The organism is Paenibacillus sp. LS1 (genome assembly GCF_026013365.1).
Lineage (GTDB): Bacteria > Bacillota > Bacilli > Paenibacillales > Paenibacillaceae > Paenibacillus.
The window spans coordinates 54,471-68,660 of record NZ_JAPDOE010000018.1 but is presented as its reverse complement, the minus strand read 5'-3'; the positions used below and the strand labels follow the sequence as shown (position 1 = coordinate 68,660).

The 14,190-nt window shown below is 47.8% G+C and carries 15 protein-coding genes; 1 reads left to right on the top strand and 14 read right to left on the bottom strand.

What is annotated here, in order from left to right; genetic code table 11:
* Positions 1-363 precede the first annotated feature (363 nt).
* Positions 364-912 (bottom strand): hypothetical protein, encoded by a 549-nt coding sequence (locus OM416_RS30045; RefSeq protein WP_264935604.1) that lies wholly within the window; start codon positions 910-912, stop codon positions 364-366.
* A gap of 88 nt (positions 913-1,000) precedes the next feature.
* Here OM416_RS30045 and OM416_RS30040 point away from each other — a divergent pair, with 88 nt between their 5' ends.
* Positions 1,001-1,591 (top strand): TetR/AcrR family transcriptional regulator, encoded by a 591-nt coding sequence (locus OM416_RS30040; protein ID WP_264935603.1) that lies wholly within the window; start codon positions 1,001-1,003, stop codon positions 1,589-1,591.
* An 85-nt stretch (positions 1,592-1,676) separates the two neighbouring features.
* Here OM416_RS30040 and OM416_RS30035 read toward each other — a convergent pair whose 3' ends face one another.
* The 13 genes from OM416_RS30035 to OM416_RS29975 form a co-directional block, all read right to left on the bottom strand.
* Positions 1,677-3,014 carry a TrkH family potassium uptake protein gene (locus OM416_RS30035; RefSeq protein WP_145153615.1) on the bottom strand — a complete coding sequence of 446 codons (1,338 nt, stop codon included), beginning with the start codon at positions 3,012-3,014 and terminating at the stop codon, positions 1,677-1,679.
* A gap of 141 nt (positions 3,015-3,155) precedes the next feature.
* Positions 3,156-4,667 (bottom strand): lysine--tRNA ligase, encoded by a 1,512-nt coding sequence (lysS, locus tag OM416_RS30030; protein ID WP_062838066.1) that lies wholly within the window; start codon positions 4,665-4,667, stop codon positions 3,156-3,158.
* Positions 4,668-4,783: 116 nt separating this feature from the next.
* Positions 4,784-5,263 carry a transcription elongation factor GreA gene (gene greA, locus OM416_RS30025; RefSeq protein ID WP_264935602.1) on the bottom strand — a complete coding sequence of 160 codons (480 nt, stop codon included), beginning with the start codon at positions 5,261-5,263 and terminating at the stop codon, positions 4,784-4,786.
* Between the two features lie 251 nt (positions 5,264-5,514).
* Complete coding sequence (gene dusB, locus OM416_RS30020) at positions 5,515-6,534, bottom strand: tRNA dihydrouridine synthase DusB (protein WP_264935601.1); 1,020 nt, start codon at positions 6,532-6,534, stop codon at positions 5,515-5,517.
* Positions 6,535-6,630: 96 nt separating this feature from the next.
* Positions 6,631-6,825, bottom strand: a complete 195-nt coding sequence (locus tag OM416_RS30015; protein ID WP_254848000.1) for a helix-turn-helix domain-containing protein — start codon at positions 6,823-6,825, stop codon at positions 6,631-6,633.
* Positions 6,786-7,334 (bottom strand): 2-amino-4-hydroxy-6-hydroxymethyldihydropteridine diphosphokinase, encoded by a 549-nt coding sequence (folK, locus tag OM416_RS30010; RefSeq protein ID WP_264935600.1) that lies wholly within the window; start codon positions 7,332-7,334, stop codon positions 6,786-6,788. Before folK ends, OM416_RS30015 begins: the two co-directional genes overlap by 40 nt.
* Before the next feature lie 9 nt (positions 7,335-7,343).
* A complete protein-coding gene (gene folB / locus OM416_RS30005; RefSeq protein ID WP_062838071.1) occupies positions 7,344-7,706 on the bottom strand; it encodes a dihydroneopterin aldolase in 363 nt (120 codons plus the stop codon).
* Between the two features lie 117 nt (positions 7,707-7,823).
* Positions 7,824-8,687 carry a dihydropteroate synthase gene (gene folP / locus OM416_RS30000; protein WP_264935599.1) on the bottom strand — a complete coding sequence of 288 codons (864 nt, stop codon included), beginning with the start codon at positions 8,685-8,687 and terminating at the stop codon, positions 7,824-7,826.
* Positions 8,684-9,568 (bottom strand): aminotransferase class IV, encoded by an 885-nt coding sequence (locus OM416_RS29995; RefSeq protein WP_264935598.1) that lies wholly within the window; start codon positions 9,566-9,568, stop codon positions 8,684-8,686. Before OM416_RS29995 ends, folP begins: the two co-directional genes overlap by 4 nt.
* 1 nt (position 9,569) lies before the next feature.
* A complete protein-coding gene (gene pabA / locus OM416_RS29990) occupies positions 9,570-10,145 on the bottom strand; it encodes an aminodeoxychorismate/anthranilate synthase component II (protein WP_264935597.1) in 576 nt (191 codons plus the stop codon).
* 55 nt (positions 10,146-10,200) lie between these two features.
* On the bottom strand, positions 10,201-11,814 hold the full coding sequence (locus OM416_RS29985) for an anthranilate synthase component I family protein (RefSeq protein ID WP_264935596.1): 1,614 nt from the start codon (positions 11,812-11,814) through the stop codon (positions 10,201-10,203).
* 140 nt (positions 11,815-11,954) lie between these two features.
* Entirely contained in the window at positions 11,955-12,893 is a 939-nt protein-coding gene (cysK, locus tag OM416_RS29980; protein WP_169483011.1) for a cysteine synthase A, read from the bottom strand.
* A gap of 344 nt (positions 12,894-13,237) precedes the next feature.
* A complete protein-coding gene (locus OM416_RS29975; protein WP_264935595.1) occupies positions 13,238-14,188 on the bottom strand; it encodes a peptidyl-prolyl cis-trans isomerase in 951 nt (316 codons plus the stop codon).
* Positions 14,189-14,190 lie beyond the last annotated feature (2 nt).

Below are 14,190 nucleotides of genomic sequence, written 5' to 3'. Positions count from 1 at the left end.
ACCCGAAGACTTGTACCGATTTCTCAGCGTCGATCTTGCAAGCAAGATCGTTACTCACTCGTTGTTCAGTTTTCAAAGATCAAACTTGTTTCGTTACCGAAGGCTGTTCTCTTCAGCAACTTTTATATCTTATCACATCCGAACCAACTTTGCAAGCTCTTTTTTTAAGTTTCTTTCGAAGCTTCTTTGTTTCGCTTGCCGCACCGTGTAAACCGTGTTTTCTTGGCCGGAATTAGAATATACCATGTACAGATTTCGATTGCAAGTCTTTTTTTGAATTTAAACTATCGTTCTAGTTGTGGACGTACATATTGTATTCTCCCAATTTAGCCTATTTGTATGCACGTCCATTTGTTTTTTTTATTATTTAACATTTCGGACTGGAACCTTTCGCGGCCATATACTATAGCTAAAGCTTATCAGAAAATCGATAACGAGGATGATTCCCCACACTTTAATCAAATTATAGAAGACGGCTGTTCGCTCAGCATCACCAATCCACCATATCATCACGAATAGAAATGCGCCGCCTATAGCCCAAGCCAAAAAATGTCTAAACCATCCATTACGTTCACGACTTGCATGTTCTCTGCCATATAACTTGCTGCTACGAGGATTCTCTCCTCCTTTGAACCAATATAGGAAGTATCGATCTGCCCAAGCGATCATCTGATGACCATAAGCAATGCTTACTCCTATATACACCGCGGCAATACCATGAATCACGCCCGCTGTAGCTCCGCGCTGAAGATCCATCACTGTAGCTACCAGCAATAACAGATCCACAATCGGTGTTGCCATTAACAAACCAATGCCTAACCGCTTCATGCCAAGGAGATACCTGACACTCAGACCCGCAAACACAAACACCCAGAAGGCAATCTCACATCCTATAATGAAATAACCAATCATTTATTATCCCCTCCTTTTATAATACAAATGTATTAAATACAATTTAGCACATTTGTATTATAATAATCAACAGTGATATAATCTTCATATGCCTAAAATTGTTGATCATGATAAACAACGTATGCTTGTAGCCGAGGCAGCTTGGCGTATTATACGAAGAGATGGCATGGAACAGGCCTCTGTTCGGAATATCGCTGAAGAAGCTGGAATTTCGGTCGGTTCGATGCGTCACTACTTTTCCACTCAGTCGGAACTACTACTATATGCCATGAATCTGGTATCCGAACGGGTATCCCGTCGAGTCCAACAAATGTCCTTCACTGGCTCTCCCATGGACAATATGAAATGCCTATTGCTTGAATTCTTACCAAACACGGAAGAAAAACTTGCTGAAATGGAGGTATGGTACGCTTTTACAGCCAGATCCAAAACGGATTCCACGCTCAAGGAACTGGCCGATACAGTGTATGATGAACTCAGACAAGCTGTAGGCTCTGTTATCACTTACCTGATTAAGCTTGATCTCTCCAGACCTGATCTGGACAAAGAACTGGAGATCGAGAGATTGTATGCACTGGTGGATGGCTTGGGTATACATACTGTGCTTAGACCCAATCAGATGAATGCCAAGCTCATGGACGATATTCTCACCTTGCATCTTGCTTCCTTGTGTCGTTAAACAAAAAAAACCGCAGTACATTCGTTGTGACTAAAGCCTGTTACGATCACAGGAGTTAGTTCTGAATGTCTGACGGTTTTTCTTTTTATCCGATAATGATCCGGCCCTCCGGATGACGATACAGTTTCTTCTCTTTGCGCGGACGAAGGGCATACGCGATGGTTAATGGTCCAATCCGACCTACAAACATGGTAAAGGTGATAATGATTTTTCCCCAATTGGTCAACTCATCAGTTACTCCCACCGAAAGCCCCACCGTACCGATTGCGGATGCAGCTTCAAACATCAGTGAAAGAAATGGCGCATCCTCTGTCGTAAGCAGAAGCATCACCACAATCATGAATATGATCAGCGAAACCATAATAATGGTCAATGCCCTCATAAGCAGTTCCTTCGGAACACGTTGGCGGAAAAACACGATATCCTTATTCCCCCGAATCATGGCATACACCGCACCGATCATGATCAGGAATGTAGTCGTCTTGATTCCGCCCCCAGTCGATCCCGGGGATGCCCCAATAAACATCAGCAGGATGAAGAAGAATTGGGTAGCCTGCCTCATCTCCGTGATATCGATGGTACTTGTTCCGGACGAACGTGTAGAGACAGACTGGAAGAAGGACGCATAGATCTTCTCGCTCCAGGTGAGTGAAGCCAGTGTGTGTCCATTGGTGAATTCAAAAACAAACAGTACAATCGCTCCTATTCCAATCAATGCTCCTGACACAGACAGCACCAGTTTGGACTGTAGGGATAGACGACGGCGTTTGCGATACTCAAACAGATCATTCAATACAACGAAGCCGAGTCCACCAGAGACAACGAGTACAGAAGCGGTCAGATTGAAAATCCAGTCTCCGGTGTAGTATTGAAAGCTGTTGCCGAACAAATCAAAGCCGCCATTATTAAACAATGAAACAGAGTGGAATATTCCATAGTATACGGCCTGACCAAACGGCATCTCCGTTGCCCAGCGCAACGCCAGTATGACAGCAGCCACCCCTTCAATGGTAAAGGAGAAAATTAACACCTTGCGGATAATGCGTACAATCCCTTCCATACTGTCTGCATTAATGGCTTCTTTGAGCAACAGCCTGTCCTTGAGCGAGATTCGCTTGCCCAATACTAGCGCAAAAAGGGTAGCCATGGTCATGAAGCCGAGCCCACCGAGCTGCATTAATACCATAATGACGATCTGACCAAACAAATTAAACGTCGTCCCAACATCCACAACGACTAGTCCAGTCACACATGCGGCAGAGGTTGATGTAAAGAGAGCATCAATAAACGCCAAATGCTCACCGCTTTGGTTGGAGATAGGCAACATGAGAAGCACCGTTCCAATCGCAATAATAAGCAGAAAGCCACCGACCAAGATTAACGGAGGGGATAGGAATTTGGCAAAGTGAAGCCTGAACTTCATGAAGGGCACCTCTTTTAACAAAATACGAACAGGTTAAACTTAATAAAAATCCGCCTATGTAAACCTAAAGAGGAACTTGCCCCAGCATGATACTGAATGGCAGGTTCCTCTTCTATTATGAACGTATACTGCGTTCCTTATTTAATCTTGTGTACGAGGACGCATGTGCGGGAAGAGCAGTACGTCACGAATCGACGGGGAGTTGGTAAGCAGCATGATCAGACGATCAATCCCGATTCCCAGTCCGCCTGTTGGTGGCATACCATATTCGAGCGCACGGATGAAGTCGTCATCCATCTCATGAGCTTCGTCGTTCCCATGTTCCTTCTCCAGCATCTGTGCTTCAAAGCGCTGACGCTGATCGATTGGATCATTCAGCTCTGTGAAGGCATTAGCATGCTCGCGTCCAACGATGAACAACTCGAAGCGATCCGTGAAGCGTGGGTCCACATCGTTTTTCTTCGCCAGCGGTGAAATTTCAAGAGGATGTCCCATAATGAATGTCGGTTGAATCAACGTTTCTTCTACAAACTCTTCGAAGAACGCGTTCAGAATATGACCGAATGTCATATGCTTCTCAACTGGAACCTTATGCTCCTTCGCCAAGCTGTGTGCTTCCTCATCCGTCATGTGTACAGAGAAGTCTACGCCCACAACTTCCTTAACTGCATCCACCATTGTAACACGGCGCCACTGCGGCTTAAGATCCACTTCATAATCGCCATACTGGATCACTTGCGTACCCAGTACTTCCTGTGCGATATGAGCAACCAGATTTTCCGTCAAATGCATGATATCTTTGTAGTCGGCATATGCCTCATACAATTCAATCATCGTGAACTCCGGATTATGACGTGTGGACATCCCTTCGTTCCGATACACACGGCCGATCTCATATACCTTCTCCAGTCCGCCAACAATCAGACGTTTCAGGTGAAGCTCAATCGCGATACGCATGTACAGTTCCATATCCAGCGCATTGTGATGCGTGATGAACGGACGTGCTGCGGCTCCCCCAGCGATGGTATGCAACGTAGGTGTTTCCACTTCCAGATATCCAAGGGAATCCAGGTAACGACGCATCGATTGAATGATTTTGGAACGTGTGATGAACGTTTGTTGTACGTCCGGGCTCATAATCAGATCAACGTAACGCTGGCGGTAACGTAGTTCAACGTCCGTGAGACCATGGAATTTATCCGGAAGCGGATAGAGCGATTTCGACAGCACTTCAAGATCTTTAACTTTGACAGAAGTTTCACCTGTTTTGGTCTTAAAGATCACACCTGTTACCCCAACGATATCACCAAGGTCCAACAGGCTGAATGCCGCATACTTGTCTTCAGGCACGGTATCCTGACGAACATAGATCTGGATTCTGCCGCTCAGGTCCTGAATATGTGCGAAGCTTGCTTTACCCATTCCCCGCTTCGCCATAATCCGTCCGGCAATACTGACTTCGATGTGCTTCTCTTCCAGCTCTTCCTTGGTCAGTTCTTCATACTTCTTCAGAATGGAGCCGGCTTCTTCGGTACGTACGTATTTTTGGCCAAAAGGGTCGATTCCCAATTTGCGGAGCTCGTCCAATTTGTCACGGCGAATTTGTAAAAGCTCGCTAAGTTCGGTTTCCTGATTCAAGACTTCATCCGTCATGATCTGTATTCATCTCCTTATTTACATTGCAGGCATCGCGAGAGGACGTTTTTCCTCTAATGTTGAAAAAGCTTCCCTAAGGAAGCTTTTGTTTACCGTGCCCAACTGCTTCGTTGCTATAGCTTTTTAATGTCTATAATTTTATATTGAATTACGCCAGCAGGCACACTTACATCAACAACTGTACCTTTTTTCTTGCCGAGAATCGATTTACCTACAGGGCTCTCATTCGATATCTTGTTCTGAAGCGGATCTGCCTCCGCTGTACCTACAATTGTATATTCTGTGATGTCGCCAAACTCCAGATCTTCTACAGTGACGGTTGCACCCACGCTTACGGCATCGGTATCGATCTCGTCGCTGTTAATAATCCGCGCGTTACGAAGCAATTTCTCCAACGTGATTATACGTCCTTCAATGAAAGCTTGCTCATTCTTCGCGTCTTCGTATTCAGAGTTTTCACTGATATCTCCATACCCGATGGCTACCTTAATCCGTTCAGCCACTTCGCGGCGCTTCACTGATTTCAATGTTTCCAATTCTTCTTCCAGCTTCTTGAGTCCTTCTGGTGTAAGGATAACTTCCTTGTCGCTCATCTCAACCGATTCTCCTGTCATGGGAATAATTTGATTGTACGGCAACGGAATCAGTGCTTGTTACAGAGCTCCGCTCGCATACATCTTCAAAACTATATGAAGTTCTCCAGAGAAATAGAATATTCCTCCTGATGCTATAGCCTTATTAACGCACATGGCGAATTTTATACTGAGAAATTATAGGGGAACGATCTCGAAAAGTCAATGTTACGCCCCCTATAGCTGTAAACGTTTTACAGCTGCGTTTACAATTAAGATGCATTTCCGGCGATTACCGGTTCAGACTCCAAATTACCTTCGCTTTTCAGCTGATCCACAAAGTTCTCCAGAATCTGTACCATCTCATCCCGCTTGGTTCCTTCCATAATAACATCCTTGATGCGGGCAGATCCTTTCAAGCCTTTCAAATACCAAGCCAGATGTTTGCGCATCTCGCGTACAGCAACCGTCTCGTTCTTCAGTGCGATCAGGCGATCCATATGCAGGATGGCAACACGAATCTTCTCTTCACCATTCGGGTCAGGAAGCAATTTACCCGTGCTTAAGTATTGAATGGTACGATACAGCATCCACGGGTTACCCAAGGCGGCACGCCCGATCATAACTCCGTCACAACCCGTTTCATCCAGCATACGGCGTGCATCCTCTGGTGTATGGACATCACCATTGCCGATCACCGGAATAGAGACAGCCTCTTTTACATCTTTGATGTGTGACCAGTCAGCTGTGCCTGTATAGAGTTGCTCACGCGTACGACCGTGTACACTTACCGCCTGCCCGCCAGCGCGTTCAACCGCGAGCGCATTTTCAACTGCGAAGATATGCTCATTATCCCAGCCGATACGCATCTTGACCGTCACCGGCTTTTCGACCGCGTCCACGACAGCGGATACCATCTCATAGATTTTGTTCGGATCAAGCAACCAACGTGCACCTGCATCACATTTCGTCACTTTTGGCACAGGGCATCCCATGTTAATGTCGATGATGTCTGCATTCGTTTCTTTGTCCACGATTTTGGCTGCTTCTACGAGGGAATCACGATCTCCCCCAAAAATCTGAAGGCTCAGCGGTTTCTCACGCTCATCTACAAACAACATCTCACGTGTACGCTGGTTGCCATGGACAATGGCTTTGCCACTCACCATCTCCGCGCATACGAGGCCTGTTCCGAATTCTTTTGCGATCAAACGAAAAGCCGGATTACATACGCCAGCCATCGGCGCAAGTACGACCTGGTTTTTCATTTCAATGCCACCAATGTTAAGCACGGTAGTCGTTCCACTCCTTTTTTAATTCTGTATATATCACGATATTAAGTTCGATCGATGTCTTTGTTGTTGTAGCATGACGAAAACGAAACGGTCCTACTTGCCCTGTAACTCCTCGATACTGATCGCCAGTACTCCGGCAATTCGATCCAGCTCTTGCTGTGTTACCTTACGGTTCCCCCGCTCAATAGTTCCCAGAATGGCCAGCGAGATGCCGGTCTCGGCAGCAAGTTCATGTTGTGTTAAACCTTTCAGCTTCCGGAATGCCCGGATTCGATTGGCCAATTGCATGTTTTCCAAAGCTGTATTCCATCCTTTCCATCCAGTACAGACAACGATGAGTGTACAAAGGTATATAGACCTGATTCCTCGCCCTCTGGTACGATATCCGACAGCGGTACCAGCACAAAAGCCCGCTCACCCATACGGGGATGAGGCAATTGAAGCAATTCGGTATCTCGCGTCTCATCATGCATCCAGAGCAGATCCAGATCAACGGTGCGTGGTCCCCAGCGAATATCACGAACACGACCGAGTCGGTTCTCGATATCCAATAATTCCGTAAGCAACTGCTCCGGTGTCAGCATCGCCTGTACGGCGACTGCCATATTCAGAAAAGCAGGCTGATCTACATATCCTACGGGTTCCGTCTCATATAGCGCAGAACAGCGCAGAACGGATATATGGGGGTGTTCATCCAGCAAAGACAATGCTTCAAGCAGCGTCTGTTCACGGTCACCCAAATTGGCCCCTAAAGCAATATAAGCCTCTGAAGATTCAGAGGTCGAATGTGCAATCATGATCGGTTCTCACTTTCTTGTGCGGCGAAGCTCTACCGTTACGCCCTCAAAATGAATATCGAATGGCGGATGTGGCTTCGTCACCTTGACTGTCAATGCATTGATAATAGTATAAGTGTCTAGTAAAGAAGATGCAATATGTTCGCCCAAAGCTTCAATTAACTGGAATGATTTATTCTCAACAATCTGTTTTACCAGCTCATGAATCTCCGCATAGTTGATCGTTTTGGTCAGATCATCGTTACGTCCAGCCTCACTCAGGTCCATATCAATCTCCAGATCAATATAGTACCGCTGCCCAAGCTTCCGTTCTTCTGCAAAAACGCCATGATATCCGTAATACTCCATACGGTGCAATACCATTCTATCCATACGATCCGCCTGCCCTCTATATATATTGAAATTTTCATCTATTTGAAGTTATACCTTAGCTTCGCCTTTGAAAAACGCTGCGCTTCTAATGGACGGGTCACCAGGGACCCGCCAGCATTATTTCCTCCGTATACCCGGAGACGCATATAACATAGCATCACACATGTCTGCCGTCCGCCGAATCGGCTTCACATCATGAACCCGAACCATCTGGCAGCCTTGGGCGATGCCAAATGCAACGGTCGCAGCCGTTCCTTCCAACGCATCATCCGCAGTGACATCCAGGGTGTTCTGGATGAATCTTTTGCGTGAAGTGGCTAGCAACACGGGATATCCCATTTCATTGAGTAAACCGAGCGATGACATGAGCGCCAGATTTTCCTTCAGATCCTTCACAAAACCAATGCCCGGGTCCAGAATAATCTGATCTGCTTTCACTCCAGCTGTTAACGCAATCTGTATGCTCTCCTGCAAATCGCTGACGACATCACTCAGATAATCGGTGTAATTCCGATACTGCCGATTATGCATCAGAATGATGGGACACCCGAGCTCTGCTGCCGTGCGGGCCATATCTAGGTCTGCCTTGGCACCCCACACATCATTAATGATATGGGCACCCGCTAGAATAGCTTGACGCGCAACATTAGCCTTATACGTGTCTACCGATATTGGAATGTGCGGGGCTTGCTGATGTAATGCTTCGATAACCGGAATGATCCGGCTAAGCTCTTCATCGGCGCCCACGACATCTGAACCAGGTCTAGTGGACTCCCCACCGATATCAATCAGGTCCGCCCCGTCCTCCATCATCTGCTTGGCATGGGCCACCGCCCGCTCCACGTTGGTATAACGTCCACCATCCGAGAACGAGTCAGGCGTGACGTTAAGAATGCCCATGATCTGTGTTCTTGTACCCAGCTTCAACTCAGCTGGCCCCCATGCATAGTTCCGTTCATAGATGACAGGTGTAAGTGTCATGAAGTATACCCCGCTTTCTGCCGGTACATACCCAGAAGGACTGCTGTAACCGGGCCTATATGTCCGTTGCTGATTATCGTTTCGATTCCTTCCTGATCCCGCAGAGTCGTAACAGGAACCAGTTCCGCCACCGAGCCGGTTAAAAATATTTCATCGGCTTGCAGGAGATCCTCCCAAGCCGCTAGCGTTTCTATGCAGGGAATTCCTTGCTGCATGGCGATCTCAAGTACCACAGCTCTCGTGATACCCGGCAGAATGCCGGTTGAGAGCGCTGGCGTGTAGAGTACATTTTCCCGTACCCAACATACATTGCTAACAATGCCCTCAGCGACATGACCATCACGAGTTAATTGTAGCCCTTCTGCCCCCTGCACATACTGCCCGTACCGGTTCAGCTCCCGTTTCGCCAGAATGCTGTTCATGTAATGGAGCGACTTGAACCGCACTTCTCCTTCAGGCGTGTTGCGAGGTGTAGACAACCGTTGAAGCATTTTGCCGCTCTCATATAAAGAGGGAGAAGGTTGAGGTAATGCTTTTGCCAGTACAATATGATTCGGCTTCGAATAATCACCAGAAGGTAAGCCTAGCGGTGCTTCACCGGCTGATACCGTGTATCGCACATACGCATCCTGAAGTCCGTTCGCATCCATCAAGCGTTGAATCCAATCTGTCACCTCTGCCGCAGTCGTTGTAAAAGGAATGCCCAGTTCCTCACACCCCGAAGCCATCCGCTCCAGATGCCGTTCCAGAAGATAAGGGACCCCCTGATAGGTCCGAAACGTCTCAAACAACCCAAGTCCGTACAAAAAGCCGTGATCCGTTACAGGAACCACGGCTGCCGCCATATGAACCAACTCTCCGTTTATCGCGGCATATTGCATGTTATACCCTCACCTGTTGGGACAGGAAATTGCGAAGCATCTGGTGACCGTGATCTGTAATAATGGATTCCGGGTGGAATTGAACCCCTTCAATCGCATATTCTTTGTGACGCAGACCCATAATCTCACCTTCGGCGGTCTCCGCTGTAATCTCCAGACAGTCAGGCAAGCTGCTGCGCTCCACAATCAGGGAATGATAACGGGTAGCTGTGAATGGAGATGGCAATCCGGCAAATACCGATGTTCCATTATGGTGCATCTCGGATGTTTTGCCGTGCATCATGCGCTCCGCACGAATGACATTACCGCCAAACGCTTGTCCAATAGACTGATGTCCCAGACACACTCCAAAGATCGGGATGCTTCCCTTGAAGTGATCGATGACTGCCAGGCTGATGCCCGCTTCATTCGGTGTACACGGACCTGGAGAGATCAGAATATGATCAGGTGCCAGTGCCTCTATGCCTGCCAAATCAATCTCATCGTTGCGGCGAACTTCCACCGTCTCACCGAGTTCACCCAGATATTGAACCAGGTTGTACGTGAAGGAATCGTAATTATCGATAACCAGTATCATATGCCTGCTCCTCCTCATCTTCCGTCAACACAAGTGACGGTTGCTTCATTTTATTTTAGTTTAGTTTAACAGCTTCCGTTCGTTTCGCTTGTTCTTGTTCGACAGCTCTGTCCTCTTCCGCCTCTTCGCTGTAATTCACAGCTCTCATCATTGCTCTTGCCTTGTTGCGGCATTCCTTGTATTCCCGATATGGATCGGAATCAATAACAATACCTGCACCCGCCTGTACATAACCAATACCGTCCTTGATAGCAAGCGTACGAATGACGATGTTCAATTCCATATTTCCACTGTAATCCATCCACCCAATGGAACCCGTATATGGTCCACGCCGCACAGGCTCAAGCTCCTCGATAATCTCCATGGTGCGAACTTTGGGCGCTCCTGTAATCGTCCCACCCGGGAATGTCGCAGCAATCACATCAAATACGGATAAACCTTCTGCCAGCCTGCCTTCCACTTGGGAAACGAGATGCATGACATGGGAATACTTCTCGATGGTCATCAATTCAGGCACATGAACCGAACCATAGGCCGCAATCCGTCCGATATCATTACGTTCCAGATCGACGAGCATAATATGCTCCGCCCGTTCCTTCTCACTGCTGAGCAGTTCATCTGCCATAGCTTTATCCTCTGCTTCATCCCGTCCCCTTCTTCGGGTCCCTGCGATGGGACGTGCACTGACTTTGCCATTCTCCACTTTGACCAGAAGTTCGGGAGATCCGCTTACCAGTTGGAAGTCTGGGCTACGCAGCATACCCATATACGGTGATGGATTCACAAGACGCAGCCATTCATAAATATGCTCAGCGCTCGAATGAAGCTGCTTTTCCTGCCTCAAGGACAGATTCACCTGGAACACATCACCTTGCCTGATATATTCCTGTACCGTGCGTACAGCCTGTTCAAAGTCCTCCTGCGGAAAGGAGGTTTCCCACCCTTCGGACTCCCTTTCCGCATCTTCAGGCTGCGGTGCGCGATTGACCTGCCTATTACGGCGTTCCAGTGCCTGCTGTTGTTCTTCGGCCTGTGCAAACCCCATAATATGAAGCCATCGTTGCTGCATCGCTGTCGCTCGCGCTTCTGCCGCTGCATATAGGCTACGGATATCGGCTTCGTTCTGGTTAGGCTCTATAGCCAGGTGAACCATGCAGAAAAGCGCCTGTTGCTGATGGTCGTACGCCCATATTTCTTCAAAACGCATCCACCAATAATCCGGCAGAGCCGGGTTATCTTCAGCCAAAGCTGGAAGCTTCTCCAACGATCTTGCTACATCATAACTGAGATAACCTGCGTAGCCACCCCCAAAGTCTGGGGCCCCATTAACCTTAGGTGCGCTATAAGGTGCTGTCCATCTCTTCAATACATCAAGCGGCTTGCCGCTGTCTGTCGAGGTGGTCCCTTGCGTCACATCATGAATAACCGCTTTTTGACCCTTGCCGGAAATAACAGATACGGGGTCTAGCCCCAGAAATGTATATCTCCCGCCTTTGCCATTCTCCAGCACAATTGCGTATGGTGACGCCTGCTGCCAGGCTGCCTCCCACGATAACGGTAAACCGCCATGATACGGTCCCTCATCCGACTTCATGATATAGGGCATCATGGTCCAGCCTTGTCCAGCCCACTCCGTCCAGTCGGCGTATGTTGTCATCAGGTGTGTCATTGCGGTGTGCCGCCCTCCATCTGTCGCTAGTTCTATTGTCTGATAGTATACTAAAGCGCCGCCCCTTTTAAAAGCATTACGCCAAAAATCCTCCCTACCCGTCATACGGGCAAGGAGGATTGGTTTTGTCATTTGTAGACTTAGCCTTCGAAGTTGTAAAGAGGTGTGCTGAGGTAACGTTCACCGTTACTTGGAACGATTACGACAACGCGCTTGCCTTCACCCAACTGTTTCGCAACCTGAAGACCTGCTCGGATCGCCGCACCGGAAGAAATACCGGACAGAATGCCCTCTTCCTTCGCTACCTGACGAGCCGTCTCGAATGCATCATCATTCTCAATGTGAATGATCTCATCATAGATTTCCTGATCCAGAATCTCAGGGATAAAGTTGGCACCAATCCCCTGGATCTTATGTGGTCCTGGTTTGCCGCCCGCCAGAATTGGCGAAGCTGCTGGCTCAACCGCAACAATTTTAATACCAGCGAAAGCTTCTTTCAGCACTTCACCTGTACCTGTAATTGTTCCGCCTGTACCAATTCCCGCAACGAAAGCATCCAACGTACCGCCCACAGATTGGATCGCGTCCACAATCTCAGGGCCAGTCGTTTCACGGTGGATCTTCACGTTGGCTTTATTTTTAAATTGCTCAGCCATGAAATAGGATGGGTTTTCTTTCAGCAGTTCTTCGGCTTTTTTAACAGCACCATTCATACCTTCGGCTCCAGGTGTAAGCACAAGCTCAGCACCATACGCACGAAGCAAGTTGCGACGCTCCAAGCTCATCGTCTCAGGCATTACAATAACGGACTTGTAGCCTTTGGCTGCAGCCACCATCGCGAGTCCGATTCCCGTGTTACCACTTGTTGCTTCGATAATGGTATCACCCGGTTTCAACTTGCCTTCTTTTTCCGCTTCTTCCACAATGCTAATTGCGATACGGTCTTTCACGCTTGAACCTGGATTCTGGTACTCCAGCTTCACGAATACTTCAGCACTGCCTTCAGGTACGATACGGTTCAGACGAACAAGCGGAGTACCTCCGATGAGTTCTGTTACGTTATTAACTACTTTAGCCATATGAATGCCCTCCTTAGTGGATGAATAAAACTTGAGTCCTGTTAACCTATACTGTGCGGCCGATAGCCTCTGGATGTTATAGAAGAACTGCGGAAATCCTGTTAATCCTATCCCTTACTACTAAGTTTCTAGACAGGGCGGAGGTTTCCGAAAGTTTCTTTGTTCATAAATAAATCTTTTATATCCGAGTAAACGAGTAGGTATTTATTATTTTCATCTTATCAACGATAACCCTTATTGTCAATATGAGTACTCAAAAAAAATACTCTGCCTTCGGCCCTAAGACCGCAGACAGAGTATTTTTATCAAGATGAAGCAGTACGATACAATCTTTTCCATTGAATTCAGGAGGCAGGAATCTCGGACAGGATCACGGCCTCATACTTATTGCGCAGCATTTGCTCTACCTGCGGCAACGGATCGGCCTGACTCAGAGCCAGTTGCATTCGAATCTCCTCATGGACCTCTTCGGCCGACTGCACCTGGCGTTCTTCTTTATCATTAAGTCTGATAATAGCATAGCCCTCTTCCACTCGAACTGAACCAGCAATATCGCCCACATCCAGCCCGGCAGCGAGTTGAAGGATTTCTTCTGGCTGGAATGGATCATTCCGCTCAATCCATCCCAGCCTGCCACCAGCATCACGAGAGAAGCTGTCTGTCGATTGCCTCCGAGCAGCTTCTTCAAAGTCTTCCCCCTTCTCCAACGCATCCAGTAAGGAATCGGCTTCCTCCTCTTCCTTCACTACGATGATGGACAAGTCATACTTTTCGGGGGAAACGTAATCCTCACGGTGTTCAGTCCAGTAATGCTCGATATCTGCATCCTTGATCTGTATGCCGATCGTTGCAATTTTCTCAAGCAGTAGCCTATAGCCAGCTTCCAATTCAAGCTCCTGTTTCGACAGACCCAACTGCGACTTCATTTCGTCAAAATACGATTTCTCTGAATCGTACCCATCCATCGCGGCCGCAAGTTCTCTTGCAATCTCTTGGGGCGTGACAATCAGCTTACGTTCAATTGCTTCGGCATATACTGCTTTACGGTTTAGCATCTGGAGTAATAACTCACTACCGTAACGTCGTTTCAGCGCATCGCTCCACTCTTTGTCCGTGATGACTTCTCCGTTGATCGTCGCTACGGTGCTTCCTTCTTCCGTATTGGCATCATGGGAGGCATCTGCCTCGTCTTTGCCCTGTCTGAGACCATGCATAGCCATCACCGTTCCCATAACCAGCATGCCCAGCGTCAAGACAATTACAGCCGTCCACAACCCTTTTTCCTGTCTTGTCATTC